The following is a 23,939-nucleotide window of genomic DNA, read 5'->3' on the forward strand; positions in this document are numbered from 1 at the left end:
CGCCGGATACATTTCGCAGCACGCGCACGGTAGATGAAGGGCTAAGGATCCGCGATGAAGTTTGCGCTGGCGTTCTATGGAACTCGCGGCGATGTCGAGCCGGGCGTTGCCGCAGGGCGCGAGCTGCTGCGCCGCGGGCACGACGTGCGCTTGGCCGTTCCGCCAGAACTGGTTGGGTTCGCCGAATCGGCCGGGGTTGCGGCGGTGCCATACGGGCCGGACGCGCGGATGTGGCAGGACTTGCACCGCGACTTCTTGACGTGTTTGTTCCGTAACCCTTGGCGGCTTCGGGATCTGAAAACGCTGTGGCGCCAGGATCGGGGACTGCTTGCCCAGTGCTGGGAGGAGACCAACGCGACGTTGAAGTCGTTGGCGGACGGGGCCGACCTGGTCTTTACCAGCGTGCTTGGCGAGGAGCCCGCTGCCAATGTCGCGGAGTATTACGGCATTCCATTGGCCACGCTGCATGCTTTCCCGTTGCGGCCCAATGGGCAGCTCGCTGCGATTCCGGCGCCGTTGGCGCGCTCAGCGATGAAGCTGTCCGAGGGGTTCGGTCGGCCGTTGACGAAAAAGCTCGAGGACACCCAGCGCCGTGAACTGGGCTTGCCGAAGGCTACGGGCCTGCCGTCGCGGCGAATCAGCGAACGGGGAGCGCTGGAGATCCAGGCTTACGACGAGGTTTGTTTTCCCGGGCTGGCGGACGAGTGGGCATCGGTGGATGGCCGACGGCCGTTTGTCGGCACGCTGACGCTGGAGATGGCGACGGACGCCGATGACGAGGTCGCATCGTGGATCGCCGCGGGAACGCCGCCGATCTTCTTCGGCTTCGGCAGCACTCCGGCCAAATCTCCGGCCGAGACGATCACGATGATCGGAGCGGCGTGTGCGCAGTTGGGTGAGCGGGCGTTGGTGTGCGCCGGCGGGACGGACTTCAGCGGGGTGTCCACTGCCGAGCACGTCAAGGTGGTGGGCGAAATGAACTACGCGGCGGCCTTTCCGGCCTGCCGCGCAGTGGTCCACCACGGTGGTACGGGCACCACGGCCGCGGGTCTGCGGGCCGGCGTGCCCACGTTGATCCTGTCGACGTGGGGCGACCAAACGATTTGGGGTGCTGTGGTCAAGCGACTGAAAGTCGGTACCACGCGGCGCTTTTCGAGCACTAGCCAGAATTCGCTGGTCACAGACCTGGGCCGGATCCTGGACCCGCAGTATGTCGCCCGGGCCCGTGAGCTCGCCACCCGGATGACCAAAGCCGACCAAAGCGTTGCGGCCACCGCTGATCTTGTCGAGAACTTCGCCGCACGGAAAGTGAAGGGCCCGCGATGAAATTTGCGCTGGCAAGCTACGGAAGCCGCGGCGATGTGGAACCGTGCGTCGCCATCGGCCGCGAGCTGGTGCGCCGCGGGCATGACGTGCACATGGCCGTCCCGCCTGACCTGGTGGGCTTCGCCGAGGCGGCCGGGCCTGCGACGGTCGCTTTCGGGCCCGAAGTGCAACCCATCTTGGACGCGCATCGCAGCTTCTGGACCTACTTCTTCGGCAACTTCTGGCGGATACGGGATCTGATCAGGTTGCGGCGCGAAATCGCCCAGCCGGTCATCGAGCGCTGGGAAGAGATCTGCGCGACGCTGACGTCGCTTGCGAACGGCGCTGACCTGCTTGTCACCGGCCTGAATTTCGAGCAGCCCGCTGCCAACGTCGCCGAGTACTACGGCATTCCGTTGGCGAGCGTGCACATTTTCCCGGTGCGGGCCAGCGGCCAGTTCTTGCGGTTCGTGCCGTCGTGGCTGGGCCGCTCCGCCATGAGGGTCTTTTGGTGGCTTTCGTGGCGGCTGGCCAAACGGGTTGAGGACACGCAGCGTCGCGCGCTAGGCCTGTCGAAGGCCACGAGTTCTGTGCCGCAGCGCATGGCCAAGAACGGATGGCTGGAAATCCAAGCCTACGACGAGGTTTGCTTCCCGAGGCTGGCTGCCGAATGGGCGACGCTCGATTGCCGGCGGCCGTTTGTGGGCGCGCTGACGATGGAGTTGCCCACCGACGCCGACGAAGAAATCGCGTCATGGATCGCGGCCGGGACACCGCCGATCTACTTCGGCTTTGGCAGTGTCCCGGTCGAATCTCCGGCCGCGACGCTCGGCATGATCAGCGCGGTGTGCGCGCAGTTGGGCGAGCGAGCGTTGGTGTGCGCCGGCTGGAGCGACTTCAGCGACGTCCCCCATTTCGAGCACGTCAAATTGGTCGGCGCGGCGAATCTCGCGGCCGTCTTTCCGACGTGCCGCGCGGTCGTGCATCACGGCGGCACCGGCACGACCGCCACCGGCCTACGCGCCGGAGTGCCCACGTTGATCCTCTCGACGGACATCGACCAGACGGTGTGGGGAAGTCGGGTCAAACGACTGAAGGTCGGCACCTCCCGACGCTTTTCGACCACCACCGAGAAAACGTTGGTCGCGGACCTGCGGCGGATCCTGGCTCCGGATTACGTCAGCCGTGCCCGCGAGATCGCCACCCGGATGACCAAAGCGACCGAAAGCGTCGTGGCGGCTGCTGATCTCGTGGAGGAATTCGCTCGGCGTAATGGTCGATGACGTGAAAGCCTGTCTCTTGCGCCGACGAATTCTCTAATCAAACTCCAATAATTCTCCAATAAGCCATCCTTGCCGCTACGACACCTCGACTTGCTGTTGCCGGGCAGCACCGGGAGCGCCGCTCACGCCTTTGTGAGGCAGGTCACATTCCGGGAACCTGGAAGCTTTTACAAAAAAGCGGACCAAAGCTGTGGCCTCCAGTATGGTTCGTTCGACGCGTGTCGACTAGACGTCTGGAGAGCTGGTGAGCATCGATCTGACCGAACAGCTGGACCGATATATGACAGAAGAGTCTGGGGGGACGTTGGCTGGGGGCGGGCTTTCACACCGTAAGTGGTGAAAGCCTCGATGGCACTTGATGATCGTGCATTGCCGCTTACGCGGAGCCAGCTCGACATCTGGCTTGCGCAGGAAACGGGCACCTTAGACGCCAAGTGGCAGCTGGGCATGCTCGGGCGAATCGAGGGCGTCCTCGACCCCGAGTTGCTTGCCAAGGCGGTCCGTCAAGTGGTGGCCGAGGCCGAACCGCTCAGAGCTACCTTTTTCGAGGTTGATGGCCGCGTTTTCCAAAAGGCCGTTGATTATCCGGACGTCGAGCTCGCTCGCTACGACCTCACGGGCTCGCACGACCCCGCGCGAGACGCATATCGGCTGGCGTATTCGATTCAGCGCACGCTGATGCCGCTGACCGGGCCGCTATTCAAATTTGCGCTGTTCCAAACCGCGATCGATGAATTCTATTTGTTCGTGTGCTGCCATCATTTGGTGATAGACGGGATCGGCATTGGCCTTATTTCGCATCGGATTGCGACCGTCTATTCTGCGATGGCCTCGGGGACGCCGGTTCCGCCCGCCTTTTTCGGGTCGCTGAGAAGCTTGGTCGAATGCGAGTCGGACTACGAGGCCTCGGCCGATTACCTCGCTGACAAGACCTATTGGGCCAACAACCTTCCGCCTGAAAGCCAACCGCGTTACCAGCCGGCGCGTACGGCCGGCGGGCGCGACGCCGGCGAGTCCTCTGCGCCCGTTCAATTGGGCCCCGACGTCGTTGCGGAGATCACCCAATTGTCGCGGGCGCTGGGGGTGCGTCGAGCCTCGGTGATCACCGCGGCCTGCGCGCTGCTGGTGCGAGGGTGCGACGTCGAGGGCTCGGAGGTGGTGTTCGACTTTCCGGTGAGCAGACGGGTGCTTCCGGAAACCACCACGGTGCCCGGGATGGTTTCCGGGGTTGTACCACTGGTTTTGAAGGCTTCCCCATGGCAGGCGGTGGCCGCTTTTTGCGAACACGTCGATGCGCGAATGCAGGAGGCGCTGGAGCATCAGCGTTTCCCAGTGCGTGTTCTCGAGAACAGGTCGCGGCCGCGCGGCTCCCAGCAGCCGTCGAATCGGGTTCTCCTGAATTTCATTCCGACCACGCGCCTAGCGGATTTCGGCGGTGCGGCTGGATCTGGAGCCGTCACCCATTCTGGCTTCGAGGATCAGCTCGAGCTGTGGTTTATCCGCGCCGAGGATCAACTTTTTCTCGACACCGCCGGGCCGGGACAATTGCTTGCCGATTGTGATGTCCACGGTCTAGTGGGCCGGCTGGAACGGGTCATGCTCGCGATGACCGCCGACCCGGCGCGAGCGCTGTCGTCAATCGAGGTAGTGGATGCCGGTGAGCGCGCCCGACTGCACGGGTGGGGCAACGAGGCGGTGTTGACTGCGCCGCCGACTGCGCCGTCGTCGATTCCGGCCCTGTTTGCCGCGCAGGTCGCCCGCGTTCCCGATGCGGTGGCGGTGACCTTCGAGGGCCTGTCGATGACATACCGGCAACTCGATGAGGCGTCGAACAGGTTGGCGCACCTGCTGACCCACCACGGTGTGGGCCCCGGCCAGTGCGTCGCGCTGCTGTTGCCTCGCTCCGCTGAAGCGGTCGCGGCGATTTTGGCGGTCCTGAAGACGGGGGCGGCCTATGTGCCGATCGATCCGGCGGTCCCGGCGGCCCGGGTCGAGTTCGTCGTACGCGATGCCGCGCCCGTCGCAGCAATCACCACTGCCCGGTTAGCCGATCGGCTGGATGGTTTCGACGTACACGTCATCGATGTCGATGACCCGGCGATGAGTGCGCAGCCCAGTTCTGCTTTGCCGGTGGCGACTGCTGATGACGTCGCGTACGTCATCTACACCTCGGGCACCACGGGCGTGCCCAAAGGAGTGGCCGTCACCCACTCCAACGTGACTCACCTGCTGGAATCCGTCGACGACGACGTGGAGCGCACCGCGGTGTGGTCGCAGTGGCATTCGTTGGCTTTTGACGTCTCGGTGTGGGAAATCTTCGGTGCGCTGCTGAGCGGTGGGCGACTGGTGGTGGTGCCCGAGGTGGTGGCCCGCTCGCCGGAAGACTTCCATGCCTTGCTTGTCGCCGAACAAGTCAACGTATTGAGCCAGACGCCGTCGGCGTTTTATGCGTTGCAGACTGCTGATGCGCTGGCACCGGAATTGGGTCGTCAGCTCAAGCTCGAGACGGTGGTGTTTGCCGGGGAAGCGCTTGAGCCGCAACGTCTTCGGACGTGGAGCGACAACCACCCGGGATTGCCGCGTCTGATCAACATGTACGGCACCACCGAGACCACGGTGCATGCATCGTTGCGCGAAATCACTCCTGGCGACATCGACAGTCCCGCCAGCCCGGTGGGGGTCCCGTTGGCCCACCTCGGGTTTTTCGTGCTGGACGGATGGTTGCGTCCGGTGCCCGCCGGTGTCGTCGGCGAGCTGTATGTGGCCGGTGCCGGGCTGGCATATGGCTATGTGCGCCGCGCGGGGTTGACGTCGTCGCGGTTTGTGGCGTGCCCGTTCGGGGCGCCGGGGCAGCGGATGTATCGCACCGGGGATCTGGTGCGTTGGGATGCTGATGGGCAGTTGAGCTATTTGGGGCGCGCCGACGAGCAGGTCAAGATCCGCGGATATCGCATCGAACTCGGCGAGGTGCAGGCCGCGCTGAGTGCGCTTGAGGGAGTAGATCAGGCCGCGGTGATAGCCCGCGAGGACCGCCCAGGTGACAAGCGGTTGGTGGGATACGTGACCGGCACCGTCGACCCGGTGACCGCGCGTGCCGCACTGGCCGAACGGTTGCCCGCCTATATGGTGCCGGCGGCCATTGTGGCGCTTGACGTTATCCCGTTGACGGTCAACGGGAAACTCGACAAGCGGGCGCTGCCGGCACCGGAATACGCCGACGCCGATCGCTACCGCGCCCCGGCCAACGCCATCGAAGAACTGCTGGCCGGCATCTACGCCAAAGTCCTCGGGCTCGAGCGAGTCGGCGTCGACGACTCCTTCTTCGAACTCGGCGGCGATTCCATCTTGTCGATGCAGGTGGCCTCGCAGGCACGCGCCGCCGGTCTGTTGTGTCGGCCGCGTGATGTGTTCGTCGAGCAGACCGTGGCCCGGCTGGCCCGGGTGACCCGGGTGGCCGACGCCGCTGGCGGCCCCGTCGACGAGGGCATCGGACAGGTGCTGGCCACCCCGATCATGCGCTGGCTGGCCGGCGTGCCCGGCCCGGTGGATCAGTTCAACCAAACGATGCTCTTGCAGGCCCCGCCGGGGGTGAGCGAGGCCGATGTGGTGACGCTGTTGCAGGCGCTGCTGGATCGGCACGCCATGTTGCGGGCGCGCGTCACGGATGGCGGCGACGGGGATTGGTCACTGTGGGTGCCCGACGCCGGGTCTGTGCAGGCTGGCGACTGCCTGCACTCGGTGGACGTGTTGTCGGTACAGGCGGTGACGGCGGCGCGATCCCGGTTGAACCCGGCCGCCGGGGTGATGCTCAGCGCGCTGTGGGTGGCCTCGGCGGGCCAGCTGGCGTTGATCATTCATCATCTCGCCGTCGACGGGGTGTCGTGGCGAATCCTGTTGGAAGACCTCAACACTGCCTGGACCCAGCACCGGGCGGGCCAGCCGATCGCGTTGCCGACTCCGGAGACGTCGTTTGCGCGGTGGTCATCGCTGCTCGCCGAGTACGCGTGCCACCCGGATGCGCTGGCACAGGTCGAGGCGTGGCGGCAGGCGGCGACGGCGCCTGCGGTGCTGCCGGCGGTGCGCCCGGAGGTCGATACCTATGAAAGCGCCGGGCACCTGTCGACGGAGCTGGATGTGGAAACCACCCGCATGCTGCTGGCCGAGGTGCCGGCGGCGTTTCACGCCGGGGTGCACGACATCCTGCTGATCGCGTTCGGGTTGGCGTTGACGGAGTTCTTCCGCGCTGGTGGGGCGCCGATCGGCGTCGACGTGGAGGGTCATGGCAGGCACGAGGAACTCGCTGCCGATGTCGACCTGTCGCGCACGGTGGGCTGGTTCACCACCAAATATCCGGTGTCGCTGAATCTGACGGGGCTGTCCTGGGGGCAGGTGGTGGCCGGCGAGGCCGGGCTGGGAGCCGTACTCAAAGACGTCAAGGAGCAGCTGCGCGCCCTGCCTAACGAGCTGACCTACGGTGTGCTGCGTTACCTGAACACCGAGGTCGACTTGGCCGGCTCGGACCCGCCGATCGGCTTCAACTACCTTGGGCGGCTCGGTCTTTCGGCCGCCGAGGCCGACGATCTTTGGCGAATCAGCGAGGAAGGCGTGTCGCTCACCGGCGCCGCATCCGCGGTGCCCATGCCGCTGATGCACACCGTGGAGCTCAACGCCGCCACGGTGGACACCGATTCCGGTCCGCAGCTGCACGCCGACTGGATCTGGGCGTCCTCGGTATTGGATGAGGCGCAAATCGGTGAGTTGAGCCGGTTGTGGTTCGACGCACTCGCGGGGATCTGCGCGCATGTGCGCCGCGGCGGAGGCGGGCTGACGCCCTCGGATATCGCCCCCGCCCGCCTGAGCCAGCACGAGATCGACGAACTGCAGCGGCACTACCGGATCGCCGATGTGTTGCCGCTGACCCCGATGCAACAGGGCCTGCTGTTTCATGCCAGCACCGCGCAGGGCAACGACGACGTCTACGCGATGCAGCTGGAGATCACGTTGAGCGGCCCGCTCGACCAGCAGCGGCTGCGCGACGCCGTGCACACCGTGGTGACCCGGCATCCCAACTTGGCCGCCCGATTCCGCCAACAATTCGACGAACCGGTGCAACTCATTCCCGCCGATCCCGAGATGCCATGGCGCTACCTGGAACTCGACGCCGACATCGACGAGCAGATCCGGCAGGTGCGTGCGGCCGAACGCGCCGCGGTATGCGAGTTCGCCGACCAGCCGGCGTTTCGGGCCGCGCTGCTTCGCACCGCCGAAGATCGGCACCTGCTTGTGCTGAGCTATCACCACATCGTGCTGGACGGGTGGTCGCTGCCGATCCTGGTGCAGGAAATATTCGCCGGCTATCACCAGCAGCGGCTCGCCCCCGCAGTGCCGTACCGCCGCTTCGTCACCTGGCTGGCCGAGCGCGACGTTGCCAGCGCCCAAGCGTTGTGGCGCAACGTGTTTGCCGGTTTTGACACCCCCACCTTGGTCGGCCCGCCAGATCGGCTGGAGCCGGGGCGGCGCGCCGTCGCCACCTTCGGGGTACCCGAGCCGATCACGCGCGCCCTCGCTGAGCTGGCGCGGGCGCATCACACCACCGTCAACACCGTGCTGCAGGGCGGCTGGGCGTTGCTGCTGACCACGCTGACCGGACAGCACGACGTCGCCTTCGGTATCGCGGTCTCTGGCAGGCCAGCCGAGATCGCCGGCGCGGATTCGATGGTGGGCCTGTTCATCAACACGGTGCCGGTCCGCGCGCAGATCACGTCTGCAACCACTACCGCAGATCTGTTGGGACGGCTGCAAGCTGCGTACAACGACACACTCGAGCATCAGCATCTGGGACTCGGCGACATTCACCGCGTCACGGGCCACGACCAGCTGTTCGACACCCTATTCGTGTTCGAGAACTATCCGATCGACACGGGCGCCTTGTCGGGCGCCGACGGGTTGACCATCACCGAATTCAGCAACCACGAGTACAACCACTACCCGCTTGCGGTGCAGGCCCTGCCCGGCGAGCAACTAAGCCTGCGCGTCGAATACGACACCGACCTGTTCGGCCAGGCCGGCATCCAGACACTGATCGAGCGGCTGCAGCGCACACTGGTCGCGATGACCGTCGACCCGGCCCGGCGGCTCTCGGCGATGGATGTCTTGGATGCCGGTGAGCATGCCCGGCTGCGTGAGTGGGGCAACCGGACCGTGTTGACCCGGCCCGCACCGCACGCAGCATCGGTTCCGGAGTTGTTCACCGAACAGGTCGCGCGCACTCCGCAGGCAGTGGCGGTCAGCTACGAGGGCCGTTCCATGACCTACCGCGAGCTCGACGAGACGTCGAACCGGTTGGCGCACCTGCTGGCCGACCACGGCGTAGGCCCGGGACAGTATGTGGCACTGCTATTTTCGCGGTCGGCAGAGGCCGTCGTCGCCATCCTGGCAGTGCTGAAGACCGGGGCGGCCTACCTGCCGATCGACCCGGCGTTGCCGCTGGCGCGCATCCTGTTCATGGTGGCCGATGCCGCACCGATCGTCGCGCTCAGCACAACCGGGCTGCGATCCCGGCTGGACGGATGCGACCTGCGAGTCATCGATATCGATGATCCCGCACTGGAGGCCCAGCCCGTCACCGCGCTGCCGGCGCCGGCCCCCGACGACGTCGCCTACCTGATCTACACCTCGGGTACCACCGGCGTGCCCAAAGGGGTTGCCATCACTCACCACAACGTGGCTCGACTGTTCGACACCGTGGACGCCGACCTGCAGGCATCGGGCGTGTGGTCGCAGTGGCACTCGTACAGCTTCGACGTCTCGGTGTGGGAGATCTTCGGCGCGCTGCTACACGGCGGGCGACTCGTGGTGGTCCCCGAGCCGGTGGCCGGCTCGCCGGATGACTTGCACGCCTTGCTGATTGACGAACGAGTCGACGTTTTATGCCAGACGCCTTCGGCAGCGGGGATGCTCTCGCCGCAGGGTTTGGAGTCGGCGGCGTTGGTGGTGGCCGGAGAGGCCTGCCCACCCGAGCTGGTGGATCGGTGGGCTTCGGCGCGGATGATGATCAACGCCTACGGTCCCACCGAGACCACCGTGTACGCGGCGATCAGTGCGCCGCTGACAGCCGGCTCGGGAGTCGTGCCTATCGGTGCGCCGGTAGCAGGAGCGGCGCTGTTCGTGCTCGACGGTTGGCTGCGCCCGGTGCCGCCCGGTGCAGTCGGGGAGCTGTACGTGGCCGGCGCCGGCGTGGGATGTGGCTACGTGCGGCGACCCGGGTTGACCGCGTCGCGGTTTGTGGCCTGCCCATTCGATGGGTTCGGTGAGCGGATGTATCGCACCGGCGATCTGGTGCGGTGGCGTACCGATGGCCAGCTGGATTATCTGGGCCGTGCCGATGAGCAGGTCAAGATCCGTGGGTATCGCATCGAACTCGGTGAGGTGCAGGCGGCGCTGAACGCGCTCGACGGCGTGGACCAGGCGGTGGTGATCACCCGCGAGGATCGCCCCGGCGACAAACGGCTGGTTGGCTACATCACCGGCACCGCGGACCCGGCCGGCACACGCGAGAAGCTGTCCGAGCGGCTGCCAAGCTACATGGTGCCCGCCGCAGTGGTGGCGATCGAGACGCTGCCTTTGACGGTGAACGGCAAGCTCGACAAACGGGCCCTGCCGGCCCCCGACTACAACCGCGGTGACTATCGCGCGCCGGCCAACGCGGTCGAGGAGATCCTCACCGGCATCTATGCCCGAGTTCTCGGGCTCGAGCGGGTCGGGCGCGACGACTCCTTCTTCGAACTCGGCGGGGATTCGCTGTCCGCAATGCGTCTGGTTGCCGCAATCAACAAATCTCTGGGTGCCGGGCTTGCGGTGCGTGCCGTGTTCGACGCGCCCACGGTCGCCCAGCTGGCGCTGCACATTGGTGACGGCGCGAGGCGGCTGGAGCCGTTGGCAGCTATGCCGCGACCGGCGGTGGTGCCCTTGTCGTTTGCCCAATCCCGGCTCTGGGTTCTGGACCAGGTGCAGGGGCCGTCCCCGGCCTACAACATGACGACAGCATTGCGGCTGCGGGGACCGCTGGATGTCGACGCCTTGGGTGACGCGCTACGCGATGCGGTGAGCCGCCACGAAAGCCTGCGGACAGTGTTTTCGGCGCGCGACGGAATACCCCAGCAGGTGGTCCTGCCTGTCGAGCAGGCCGATTTTGGCTGGGACGTCGTCGACGCCACCGGGTGGCCGGACAGCCGGCTGCAAGAGGCCATCGACGAAACGGCACGGCACACCTTCGACTTGACCGCTGAAATTCCTTTGCGGGCGAGGCTTTTGCGTCTTGACGAGGATGAGCATGTGTTGGTGGCGGTGGTGCACCACATCGCCGCCGACGGCTGGTCGATCACTCCGCTGGTGCGTGATCTGGGTGCGGCCTATGCCAGCCGGCGGGCGGGCCGGGTGCCCGAGTGGGCGCCGTTGCCCGTGCAGTACGTCGACTACACGCTTTGGCAGCGCGCGCAATTCGGCGATCTGGACGACAGCGGGAGTCCGATCGCCGCACAGCTGGCCTACTGGCAGGACGTCCTGGCCGGCCTGCCGGAGCGGCTGCAGTTGCCCACCGATCGGCCCTATCCGCCGGTGGCCGATCACCGTGGCGCCGGCGTGGCGGTGGACTGGCCGGCCGAGTTGCAGCAGCGGGTGGCGCGGGTGGCCCGGGAGCACAATGCGACGAGCTTCATGGTGGTGCAGGCCGCGTTGGTCGTGCTGCTGGCCAAGCTCAGCGCGAGTCCTGATGTGGCGGTGGGTTTCCCGATCGCCGGGCGCCGCGACCCCGCCCTCGACGAGTTGGTCGGGTTTTTCGTCAACACGCTGGTGCTGCGGATCGACATGTCCGAAGACCGCAGTGTCGCTGAGCTTTTGGTTCAGGTGCGACAGCGCGCCCTGGCTGCCTACGAACACCAAGACGTGCCGTTCGAGGTGCTGGTCGAGCGGCTCAACCCCGCGCGAAGCCTGTCCCATCATCCGCTGGTGCAGGTGGCGTTGGCATGGCAGAACCAGCCGGCACAGCTGACCTTGGCCGATCTGGAGGCCACGCCGGTTCCTGTGGAAACCCGTTCTGCCCGCATGGATTTGGTGTTCTCCCTGACCGAGCGCTGGACCGAGGCCGGTGCGCCCGCCGGGATCGGCGGGGAGGTGGAGTTCCGAACTGACGCGTTCGGCGCGGCCAGCGTCGAGAAGCTGGCCGCGCGGCTGCGGCGTGTGCTGGAAGCCATCACCGCCGATCCGGGGGCGATGTGGTCGTCGGTGGATCTGCTCGACGAGAGGGAGCGTGCCCGGCTGGATGCGGTGGCCAACCGGGCGGTGCTGACCCGGCCCGAACCGTCGGCGCCGTCGATTCCCGAGTTGTTCGCAGCATGGGTGGCCCGCGCACCGGAGGCAGTGGCAATTCGCTGCCAAGGTCAGTCGATGACCTACCGCGAGCTCGACGAGGCGTCGAACCGGTTGGCGCACATGCTTGTTGCCGAAGGCGCGGGATCGGGGCAGTGTGTGGCACTGCTATTGTCGCGGTCCGTCGAGGCGGTCGTGGCGATCCTGGCGGTACTGAAAACCGGGGCAGCATATCTGCCGATCGACCCCACCGTGCCGGCGGCCCGCATCGGGTTCGTGGTTGGCGATGCCACACCGGTCGCCGCCGTCACCACCGCGGATTTGGCGGAACGGCTGGCCGGGTTCGACATGCCGGTCGTCGACGTCGACGACCCCTGCATTGGCGCGCAGCCCGCCACAGCACTGCCTGCGCCAGCCGCAGACGACATTGCCTACCTGATTTACACCTCGGGGACCACCGGAGTTCCGAAAGGCGTTGCGGTCACCCACCGCAACGTCACCCGTTTGCTGGGGTCGTTGGATGCGGGTCTGCCGGCGACGGGGGTGTGGTTGCACGCTCACTCCCTGGCGTTCGACGTGTCGGTGTGGGAGATCTTTGGCGCGTTGTTGCGTGGCGGTCGGGTGGTGGTGGCGCCCGAGGCGGTGACCGGTTCCCCGGAAGAGTTGCGCGCCCTGCTGATTGACGAACAGGTCGACGTGCTGACGCAGACTCCGTCGGCCCTGCACGTGCTTTCGCCTGAGGACTTCGACTCCGTGGCACTGGTGACGGTCGGTGAGGCATGTTCGGCCGAGGTGGTGGACCGGTGGGCGTCGGGGCGGTTGATGGTCAACGCCTACGGCCCCACGGAGACCACGATGTGTGTCGCGATCAGTGCCCCGCTGACGCCGGGGTCCGGGGCGCCGCCGATCGGTTCGCCGGTGCCGGGTGCGGCGTTGTTCGTGCTCGATGGCTGGCTGCGGCCGGCGCCGGTCGGTGTGGTCGGCGAGTTGTATGTGGCCGGCGCCGGGGTGACCGCCGGGTATGCGGGACGTAGTGCGTTGACGGCGTCGCGGTTCGTGGCGTGCCCGTTCGGCGGTGCGGGGGCGCGCATGTATCGGACCGGCGATTTGGTGCGTTGGCGCGCAGATGGGCAGCTGGATTATCTGGGCCGCGTCGACGAGCAGGTCAAGATCCGCGGTTATCGCATCGAGCTGGGCGAAATCCAGGCCGCGCTAATCGCTTTGGACGGCGTCGAGCAGGCGGCGGTGATCGCGCGCGAGGACCGCCCGGGTGACAAGCGCCTGGTCGGCTACATCACCGGCACCGCCGACCCGACCGACATCCGCGCCCAACTCGGTGAGCGGCTGCCGGCGTACATGGTGCCGGTCGCGATCATGGCGCTGGACAGTTGGCCGTTGACACCCAACGGCAAACTCGACACCCGCGCCCTGCCGGCCCCCGAATACACCACCGGCGACCGGTACCGCGCCCCGGCCACGATGGTCGAGGAGGTCCTGGCCGGCATTTACGCCCGAGTGCTCGGGCTGGAGCGCGTCGGCGTCGACGACTCCTTCTTCGATTTGGGCGGGGACAGCATCTCGGCGATGCAGGTGGTGGCGCGAGCGCGGGCCGCGGGTCTGCTGTTCCGGCCGCGCGATGTGTTCGTCGAGCAGACTGTGGCCCACCTGGCACGGGTGGCCGACACAGCCGGTGCCGGCGGCCCGGTCGACGAGGGCGTAGGCGAGGTCATCCCAACCCCGATCATGCGCTGGCTGAACAGCATTGACGGCCCGGTGGATCAGTTCAATCAAACCGTGCTGATCCAGGCCCCGCCAGACGCATGCGAAGCGGATGCAGTGCTGCTGTTGCAGGCGTTGCTGGATCGGCACGCCATGCTGCGCGCGCGCATCGACGACGGCGGCTGGGTGCTGACAGTGCCCGAGGCCGGATCGGTGGACGCACACGCTTGCCTGCACACCGTCGACGCATTGTCCGACGAGGGGCTCGTCGAGGCGCGGTCGCGTTTGAACCCTTCCGCCGGGGTGATGCTCAGCGCGCTGTGGGTGGCCTCGACGAGCCAGCTGGCATTGATCGTTCACCACCTGGCAGTCGACGGGGTGTCGTGGCGAATTCTGTTGGGAGACCTGAACATTGCGTGGGCCCAGCATCGCAGTGGGAAACCGGTGGCGCTGCCGGCCAGCGGAACGTCATTTGCCAGGTGGGCGAAGCTTCTCAGCGAGCACGCCCACGCTCCGGACGTCGTCGCCCACGCGGAAGTCTGGAAACAGGTGGTGGCGACCCCGCCGGCACTGCCAGCGGTTCAGCCGGACGTGGATACCTATGCGAGCGCCGGCCATCTGTCAGTCTCGCTGGATGCCCAGACGACAACGATGCTGCTCGGTGACGTAGCGGCGGCGTTTCACGCCGGGGTGCAGGACATCCTGCTGATCGCATTCGGGTTGGCGTTGACGGAGTTTCTGGGCACTGGTGACGCACCGATCGGCATCGACGTCGAGGGCCATGGCCGCCACGAAGATCTGGCACCCGACGTCGACCTGTCGCGCACCGTCGGGTGGTTCACCACCAAGTACCCGGTGGCGCTGAAACTGGGCGGACTGCGCTGGAGCCAAGTGATCGCCGGTGAGGCGGCGCTCGGGGCGGTGATCAAAGACGCCAAAGAGCAACTGCACGCTCTCCCGGACGGCCTGACCTACGGCGTGCTGCGTTATCTGAACAGCGATGTCGACCTGGCGCAGCCCGAGCCGCCGATAGGATTCAACTACTTCGGGCGTCTTGGCGCCGGTATCGCCTCCCGCGAAGTTTGGCGGATCTGCCAGGAAGGCCTGTTGTTCGCGGGCTCGAGCGCGGCGATACCGATGCCGTTGGCGCATACCGTGGAGCTCAACGCGGGCACCGTCGATACCGACGCCGGCCCGCACCTGCACGCCGACTTAGCTTGGGCGCCATCGTGTTTCACTGAAACTCAGGCCAGCCGGCTGAGCCGGCTGTGGGTCGACGCCCTGTCCGGAATCTGTGCGCACGTGCGGGCCGGTGGCGGCGGCCTCACCCCGTCGGATATCGCCCCGGCCCGCCTGAGCCAGCCGCAGATCGACGAGCTCGAGCGCCACTATCCCATCGTGGACGTATTACCGCTGACGCCCTTGCAGCAGGGCCTGCTCTTTCACGCCCGCAGTGGGCACGACCGCGATCTCTATGCGGTGCAACTGGATATCACCTTGAGCGGCCGGCTCGATCATCAACGGCTACGCGATGCGGTGCACGCGGTGATCAACCGCCATCCGCAACTGGCGGCCCGATTCTGCGAACAGTTCGACCCGCCGGTGCAGCTCATCCCGGCCAATCCCGAAGCCCCTTGGCGATACGTCGATCTTGAGAATAACGCCGCCCCCGACGAACAAATCGAACAGCTCTGCGCCGCCGAACGCGCCGCGGTCTGCGACCTGGCCAATCCGCCGGCTTTTCGGGTCGCGTTGATCCGCACCGCGCCGGAACGGCACCGCTTCGTGCTGACCAATCACCACATCGTGCTCGATGGTTGGTCGCTGCCAATCCTGCTGCAGGAAATCTTTGCCGGCTATCACGGACAACGGCTGCCCGCCGCGGTGCCATTCCGCAGGTTCATCACGTGGCTGGCCGAGCGTGACCATGAAGGTGCCCGCACTGCCTGGCGCGAAGTGCTGGCGGGATTTGACACCCCCACTCTGGTCGGCCCGCCGCAAAACCCAAAGCCGGCGCAGCGAGGCGTCCTCTCATATCGACTGCCCGAGAACATCACTGGCTCGCTCAACGAACTGGCCCGCGCACACCACACCACGCTCAACACCGTGCTGCAGGCCGGCTGGGCGCAGCTGCTGACGTGGCTGACCGGCCAGCACGATGTCGCATTCGGCACCACGGTCTCCGGCCGGCCCGCCGAGGTGCCCGGCGCGGACTCGATGGTCGGTTTGCTGATCAACACGATACCGATGCGGGCGCGCATCACCGCCGAAACCACAACCGTCGAACTGCTCGACCAACTGCAGCGAGTCCACGCCAACACCCTTGAGCACCAACATCTATCGCTGAACGAGATTCACCGCATCACCGGCCACGACCAACTGTTCGACACCCTGATGGTGTTCGAGAACTACCCCATCGAAACCAGCGCAATGTCGGGGGTCGACGGGCCGGCCATCACCGGGTTCACCAGCCGCGAATCGACCGACTACCCGCTGACAATGCAAGCCATCCCCGGTCACGAACTTGGCCTGCGTGTCGAATACGACACCGAGGTGTTCGACCCCGAATACATCGAATCACTCGTCGGCCGGTTGGAGCGGGTGCTGGCGGCGATGACCGCGAACCCGACCCGAGCGCTCTCGTCGATGGATCTGCTCGATGCTGACGAGCACGCCCGGCTGGACGGCTGGGGTAATCGGGCAGTGCTGAACCGGCCTACGTCCGGAGCGACGATTCCGGTGTTGTTCGCCGAACAGGTGACCCGCACACCGGATGCGGTGGCACTGAGCTGCCAGGGTCGCTCGTTGACGTATCGGGAGCTGGATGAGGCCGCGAATCGGTTGGCGCACTTGCTCGCTGAGCGAGGTGTAGGTCCGGGCGAGCGGGTGGCGCTGCTGTTTACCCGATCGGCCGAGGCGGTCGTCGCAATTCTGGCGGTGCTCAAGTCCGGTGCGGCCTATCTGCCGATCGACCCAGCGGTACCGCCGGCCCGCATCCGGTTCATGATCGACGACGCCGAACCGATCGTCGCGATCACCACCGCTGAGCTCGCCGGGCGACTCGACGGCTGTGAGATACAGGTTGTCGATGTTGATGATGCTGGGCTTGGTGGGCAGCCTGTTACGGCGCTGCCGGCACCAGCGCCCGACGACCTCGCCCACATCATCTACACATCGGGCACTACCGGTGTCCCTAAAGGCGTTGCCGTCACCCACCACAACGTCACCCGACTGTTCGACTCGTTCGACGCCGGCCTGCACCCACACGCCGGACAGGTGTGGACACAGTTCCATTCGTATGCGTTCGACTTTTCGGTGTGGGAGATCTGGGGCGCACTGTTCTTCGGTGGCCGGCTGGTGGTGGTCCCCGATTCGGTGACACGCTCAGCAAAAGACTTCCACGACTTACTCGTCACAGAGCGCGTCAGCGTCCTGACGCAGACTCCGTCGGCGCTGAGTGCGTTGTCGCCGCAGGGTTTGGAGTCGGCGGCATTGGTGGTCGGAGCTGAGCCGTGTCCCACCGCATTGGTGGATCGCTGGGCGCCGGGGCGGGTGGTGCTCAACGTCTACGGCCCCACCGAAACAACCGTGTTCGCAACGGCCAGTGTGCCATTGGCACCAGGGGCGGGGACGCCGCCGATCGGTTCATGCGTGCCAGGCGCGGCGTTGTTTGTGTTGGATGGGTGGTTGCGGCGGGTGCCGGTGGGGGTGGTGGGGGAGTTGTATGTGGCTGGTTTGGGGTGGGGGTTGGGTATTGGGGGCGGGCTGGGTTGTCTGCGGCTCGGTTTGTGGCGTGTCCGTTTGGTGGGGTTGGGCAGCGGATGTATCGCACGGGGGATTTGGTGCGGTGGCGTGGTGATGGGCAGTTGGAGTATGTGGGGCGGGTTGATGAGCAGGTCAAGGTTCGTGGGTATCGGATTGAGTTGGGGGGAGGTTCAGGCTGCGTTAAGTGGTTGTGCGGGGGTGGATTCGGCGGTGGTGGTGGTTCGTGAGGACCGTGCTGGTGATCGGCGGTTGGTGGGTTATTTCACTGGTGATGCGGATTCGGGTGGGTTGCGTGAGCAGTTGGCGGCGCGGTTGCCGGGGTGGATGGTGCCTGCGGCGGTGGTGGCCCTTGATGCGATCCCGTTGACGGTTAACGGCAAGCTTGATGTTCGGGCGTTGCCGGCGCCGGATTACCGTGGGCAGGTGTATCGGGCTCCGGCCGGCCCGACCGAGGAGATCTTGGCCGGTATCTACGCCCAGGTGCTCGGGCTCGACAGGGTCGGCGTCGACGACTCCTTCTTCGATTTGGGTGGGGACAGCATTTCGGCGATGCGTTTGGTGGCGGCGGTTAATGCTGTTTTGGGTGTTGATGTTTCGGTGCGTGTGGTGTTTGAGGCGCCGACGGTGGCGCGGTTGGTGCCGCGTCTTGGTGAGGGTGGGGGTGGGTTGGCGCCGTTGACGGCGGTGCAGCGGCCGGCGGTGGTGCCGTTGTCGTTTGCGCAGTCTCGGTTGTGGTTTGTCGATCAGTTGCAGGGGCCTTCGCCGGTTTACAACATGGCGGTGGTGTTGCGGCTGGTTGGGCGGGCTGATGTGGGGGCGTTGGGTGCGGCGTTGGCCGATGTGGTGGGTCGTCATGAGAGTTTGCGGACGGTGTTCCCGGTGGTTGGCGGTGTTGCCCGGCAGTTGGTGGTGCCGGTGGAGCGGGCTGATTTCGGTTGGCAGGTTGTTGATGCGACTGGGTGGCCGGTAGGCCGGTTGCAGGAGGCGGTCGAGGCGACGGCGGGGCATTGTTTTGATTTGGCTGTCGAGATTCCGTTGCGGGCGCGGCTTTTCCGTGTTGGCGATGACGAGCATGTGTTGGTGGCGGTGGTGCACCATATCGCTGCTGATGGGTGGTCGGTTACTCCGTTGGTGCGTGATTTGGGGGTGGCGTATGCCGCTCGGTGTGCGGGGCGGGCGCCGGGGTGGGCGCCGTTGGCGGTGCAGTATGCCGATTACACGTTGTGGCAGCGCGCCCAGTTCGGTGATTTGGATGATCCGGACAGTGTGATTGGTGCGCAGTTGGCGTATTGGCAGGATGCGTTGGCGGGTATGGCTGAACGTGTTGATCTGCCTACGGATCGGCCGTATCCGGCGGTGGCTGATCAGCGTGGTGCCCGGGTGGAGGTGGATTGGTCGGCGCAGTTGCAGCAGCGGGTGGCGCGGGTGGCCCGGGAGCACAATGCGACCAGTTTCATGGTGGTGCAGGCGGCGTTGGCGGTGTTGTTGGCCAAGCTGAGCGCGAGTTGCGATGTGGCGGTTGGTTTCCCGATTGCCGGGCGGCGTGATCCGGCTTTGGATGAGTTGGTCGGGTTTTTTGTCAATACGTTGGTGTTGCGGGTCGATGTGGCCGGCGATCCGAGTGTTGCTGAGGTTTTGGGGCAGGTGCGGGCGCGCAGCCTGGCCGCTTATGAGCATCAGGATGTGCCGTTCGAGGTGTTGGTGGAGCGGCTCAATCCGGCTCGGAGCTTGGCGCATCATCCGCTGGTGCAGGTGATGTTGGGTTGGCAGAACGTGCCCGGGGGTGGCGGGGATGCTGTTGGCGGGTTGGCGTTGGGTGATATGCAGGTCAGCGAGGTGCCGATCGACACTCATACCGCCCGCATGGATCTGTCGTTTTCGTTGGCCGAACGTTTCACCGACTCCGGTGAGCCCGCCGGGATTTGCGGGATGGTGGAGTTTCGCACCGATGTGTTTGACGCCGCCAGTGTTCGGTTGTTGGTGGAGCGCTTGGAGCGGGTGCTGGCGGCGATGGCCGCGGACCCGACCCGAGCGCTCTCGTCGGTGGATGTGCTGGGTGAGGCTGAGCATGCCGGGTTGGATGTGGTGGGTAATCGGGCGGTGTTGAGCCGGCCGGTGACGGCGGTGTCGGTTCCGGTGTTGGTGGCCGAGCATGTGGTGCGCGCTCCGGAGGCGGTGGCGATCAGCTGTGGTGCGGTGTCGTTGACGTATCGGGAGCTGGATGAGGCCGCGAATCGGTTGGCGCATCTGTTGGTTGGCCGTGGGGTGGGTGCGGGGCAGTGTGTGGCGCTGCTGTTGGAGCGCTCCGCGCAGGCGGTGGTGGCGATGCTGGCGGTGCTCAAGTCTGGTGCGGCTTATCTGCCGATCGATGCGGCATTGCCTGATGCGCGGGTCGAGTTCATGCTCAGCGATGCCGCGCCGGTCGCGGTGATCACCACGGCCGCGTTGGCGCAGCGGGTGGCCGGGTATGGGGTGGCGGTTGTCGATGTTGATGATGTTGGGCTTGGTGGGCAGCCTGTTACGGCGCTGCCGGCGCCGGGCGCCGACGATATTGCGTATCTGATTTACACCTCGGGCACGACCGGGGTGCCCAAAGGGGTGGCGGTCACCCACCGCAACCTGGCTCACTTGGCGCGGTCGATGCCCCCGGATCTGCCGGCGGCGCAGGTGTGGACGCAGTGTCATTCGTATGCGTTCGACTTTTCGGTGTGGGAGATCTGGGCTGCCCTGCTTGGCGGTCACCGGCTGGTGGTGGTGCCCGAGTCGGTGACAGCTTCTCCAGATGAGTTTCACGACTTGCTGATTGGTGAACAGGTCAATGTGTTGACGCAGACTCCGTCGGCGGTGGGTGCGTTGTCGCCGCAGGGTTTGGAGTCGGTGGCGTTGCTGCTCGGTGGTGAGCCGTGCCCGGCCGAGGTGGTCGATCGCTGGGCGCCGGGGCGGGTGGTGATCAACGCCTACGGGCCCACCGAGGCCACCGTGTATGCCTCGATGAGCACCCCGTTGCCGGTCGGCGCCGATGTGGTGCCCATCGGTGCGCCGGCATCGACCGCGGCGTTGTTTGTGTTGGATGGGTGGTTGCGGCGGGTGCCGGTGGGGGTGGTGGGGGAGTTGTATGTGGCTGGTTTGGGGGTGGGGGTTGGGTATTGGGGGCGGGCTGGGTTGTCTGCGGCTCGGTTTGTGGCGTGTCCGTTTGGTGGGGTTGGGCAGCGGATGTATCGCACGGGGGATTTGGTGCGGTGGCGTGGTGATGGGCAGTTGGAGTATGTGGGGCGGGTTGATGAGCAGGTCAAGGTTCGTGGGTATCGGATTGAGTTGGGGGAGGTTCAGGCTGCGTTAAGTGGTTGTGCGGGGGTGGATTCGGCGGTGGTGGTGGTTCGTGAGGACCGTGCTGGTGATCGGCGGTTGGTGGGTTATTTCACTGGTGATGCGGATTCGGGTGGGTTGCGTGAGCAGTTGGCGGCGCGGTTGCCGGGGTGGATGGTGCCTGCGGCGGTGGTGGCCCTTGATGCGATCCCGTTGACGGTTAACGGCAAGCTTGATGTTCGGGCGTTGCCGGCGCCGGATTACCGTGGGCAGGTGTATCGGGCTCCGGCCGGCCCGACCGAGGAGATCTTGGCCGGTATCTACGCCCAGGTGCTCGGGCTCGACAGGGTCGGCGTCGACGACTCCTTCTTCGATTTGGGTGGGGACAGCATTTCGGCGATGCGTTTGGTGGCGGCGGTTAATGCTGTTTTGGGTGTTGATGTTTCGGTGCGTGTGGTGTTTGAGGCGCCGACGGTGGCGCGGTTGGTGCCGCGTCTTGGTGAGGGGTGGGGGTGGGTTGGCGCCGTTGACGGCGGTGCAGCGGCCGGCGGTGGTGCCGTTGTCGTTTGCGCAGTCTCGGTTGTGGTTTGTCGATCAGTTGCAGGGGCCTTCGCCGGTTTACAACATGGCGGTGGTGTTGCGGCTGGTTGGGCGGGCTGATGTGGGGGCGTTGGGTGCGGCGTTGGCCGATGTGGTGGGTCGTCATGAGAGTTTGCGGACGGTGTTCCCGGTGGTTGGCGGTGTTGCCCGGCAGTTGGTGGTGCCGGTGGAGCGGGCTGATTTCGGTTGGCAGGTTGTTGATGCGACTGGGTGGCCGGTAGGCCGGTTGCAGGAGGCGGTCGAGGCGACGGCGGGGCATTGTTTTGATTTGGCTGTCGAGATTCCGTTGCGGGCGCGGCTTTTCCGTGTTGGCGATGACGAGCATGTGTTGGTGGCGGTGGTGCACCATATCGCTGCTGATGGGTGGTCGGTTACTCCGTTGGTGCGTGATTTGGGGGTGGCGTATGCCGCTCGGTGTGCGGGGCGGGCGCCGGGGTGGGCGCCGTTGGCGGTGCAGTATGCCGATTACACGTTGTGGCAGCGCGCCCAGTTCGGTGATTTGGATGATCCGGACAGTGTGATTGGTGCGCAGTTGGCGTATTGGCAGGATGCGTTGGCGGGTATGGCTGAACGTGTTGATCTGCCTACGGATCGGCCGTATCCGGCGGTGGCTGATCAGCGTGGTGCCCGGGTGGAGGTGGATTGGTCGGCGCAGTTGCAGCAGCGGGTGGCGCGGGTGGCCCGGGAGCACAATGCGACCAGTTTCATGGTGGTGCAGGCGGCGTTGGCGGTGTTGTTGGCCAAGCTGAGCGCGAGTTGCGATGTGGCGGTTGGTTTCCCGATTGCCGGGCGGCGTGATCCGGCTTTGGATGAGTTGGTCGGGTTTTTTTTGTCAATACGTTGGTGTTGCGGGTCGATGTGGCCGGCGATCCGAGTGTTGCTGAGGTTTTGGGGCAGGTGCGGGCGCGCAGCCTGGCCGCTTATGAGCATCAGGATGTGCCGTTCGAGGTGTTGGTGGAGCGGCTCAATCCGGCTCGGAGCTTGGCGCATCATCCGCTGGTGCAGGTGATGTTGGGTTGGCAGAACGTGCCCGGGGGTGGCGGGGATGCTGTTGGCGGGTTGGCGTTGGGTGATATGCAGGTCAGCGAGGTGCCGATCGACACTCATACCGCCCGCATGGATCTGTCGTTTTCGTTGGCCGAACGTTTCACCGACTCCGGTGAGCCCGCCGGGATTTGCGGGATGGTGGAGTTTCGCACCGATGTGTTTGACGCCGCCAGTGTTCGGTTGTTGGTGGAGCGCTTGGAGCGGGTGCTGGCGGCGATGGCCGCGGACCCGACCCGAGCGCTCTCGTCGGTGGATGTGCTGGGTGAGGCTGAGCATGCCGGGTTGGATGTGGTGGGTAATCGGGCGGTGTTGAGCCGGCCGGTGACGGCGGTGTCGGTTCCGGTGTTGGTGGCCGAGCATGTGGTGCGCGCTCCGGAGGCGGTGGCGATCAGCTGTGGTGCGGTGTCGTTGACGTATCGGGAGCTGGATGAGGCCGCGAATCGGTTGGCGCATCTGTTGGTTGGCCGTGGGGTGGGTGCGGGGCAGTGTGTGGCGCTGCTGTTGGAGCGCTCCGCGCAGGCGGTGGTGGCGATGCTGGCGGTGCTCAAGTCTGGTGCGGCTTATCTGCCGATCGATGCGGCATTGCCTGATGCGCGGGTCGAGTTCATGCTCAGCGATGCCGCGCCGGTCGCGGTGATCACCACGGCCGCGTTGGCGCAGCGGGTGGCCGGGTATGGGGTGGCGGTTGTCGATGTTGATGATGTTGGGCTTGGTGGGCAGCCTGTTACGGCGCTGCCGGCGCCGGGCGCCGACGATATTGCGTATCTGATTTACACCTCGGGCACGACCGGGGTGCCCAAAGGGGTGGCGGTCACCCACCGCAACCTGGCTCACTTGGCGCGGTCGATGCCCCCGGATCTGCCGGCGGCGCAGGTGTGGACGCAGTGTCATTCGTATGCGTTCGACTTTTCGGTGTGGGAGATCTGGGCTGCCCTGCTTGGCGGTCACCGGCTGGTGGTGGTGCCCGAGTCGGTGACAGCTTCTCCAGATGAGTTTCACGACTTGCTGATTGGTGAACAGGTCAATGTGTTGACGCAGACTCCGTCGGCGGTGGGTGCGTTGTCGCCGCAGGGTTTGGAGTCGGTGGCGTTGCTGCTCGGTGGTGAGCCGTGCCCGGCCGAGGTGGTCGATCGCTGGGCGCCGGGGCGGGTGGTGATCAACGCCTACGGGCCCACCGAGGCCACCGTGTATGCCTCGATGAGCACCCGTTGCCGGTCGGCGCCGATGTGGTGCCCATCGGTGCGCCGGCATCGACCGCGGCGTTGTTTGTGTTGGATGGGTGGTTGCGGCGGGTGCCGGTGGGGTGGTGGGGAGTTGTATGTGGCTGGTTTGGGGTGGGGGTTGGGTATTGGGGGCGGGCTGGGTTGTCTGCGGCTCGGTTTGTGGCGTGTCCGTTTGGTGGGGTTGGGCAGCGGATGTATCGCACGGGGGATTTGGTGCGGTGGCGTGGTGATGGGCAGTTGGAGTATGTGGGGCGGGTTGATGAGCAGGTCAAGGTTCGTGGGTATCGGATTGAGTTGGGGGAGGTTCAGGCTGCGTTAAGTGGTT

The 23,939-nt window shown here is 65.9% G+C and carries 3 protein-coding genes and 2 pseudogenes; all 5 read left to right on the forward strand.

Annotation, left to right across the window (positions count from 1 at the left end; translation table 11 throughout):
* Window positions 1–54: 54 nt before the first annotated feature.
* The 5 genes and pseudogenes from G6N47_RS16225 (at window position 55) to G6N47_RS30440 (ending at window position 23,933) form a co-directional block, all read left to right on the forward strand.
* Window positions 55–1,326, forward strand: a complete 1,272-nt coding sequence (locus G6N47_RS16225; RefSeq protein ID WP_083134661.1) for a glycosyltransferase — start codon at window positions 55–57, stop codon at window positions 1,324–1,326.
* On the forward strand, window positions 1,323–2,588 hold the full coding sequence (locus G6N47_RS16230; protein ID WP_083134662.1) for a glycosyltransferase: 1,266 nt from the start codon (window positions 1,323–1,325) through the stop codon (window positions 2,586–2,588). Before G6N47_RS16225 ends, G6N47_RS16230 begins: the two co-directional genes overlap by 4 nt.
* A gap of 348 nt (window positions 2,589–2,936) precedes the next feature.
* Window positions 2,937–21,404, forward strand: a pseudogene (locus tag G6N47_RS16235) (amino acid adenylation domain-containing protein).
* Window positions 21,355–22,107, forward strand: a pseudogene (locus G6N47_RS30165) (condensation domain-containing protein); the annotation flags it as partial. The pseudogenes G6N47_RS16235 and G6N47_RS30165, both read left to right, overlap by 50 nt.
* 95 nt (window positions 22,108–22,202) lie before the next feature.
* The gene (locus G6N47_RS30440) at window positions 22,203–23,933 is read left to right on the forward strand and encodes an AMP-binding protein (protein ID WP_456299303.1); all 1,731 of its coding nucleotides are present in this window, start codon (window positions 22,203–22,205) and stop codon (window positions 23,931–23,933) included.
* Window positions 23,934–23,939: the final 6 nt, after the last annotated feature.

The organism is Mycobacterium branderi (assembly GCF_010728725.1).
Classification (GTDB): Bacteria; Actinomycetota; Actinomycetes; order Mycobacteriales; family Mycobacteriaceae; genus Mycobacterium; species Mycobacterium branderi.

Coding starts and splice junctions, on each gene's coding strand:
- G6N47_RS16225 (WP_083134661.1), top strand. CDS start 55: ATGAAGTTTGCGCTGGCGTTCTATGGAACTCGCGGCGATGTCGAGCCG.
- G6N47_RS16230 (WP_083134662.1), top strand. CDS start 1,323: ATGAAATTTGCGCTGGCAAGCTACGGAAGCCGCGGCGATGTGGAACCG.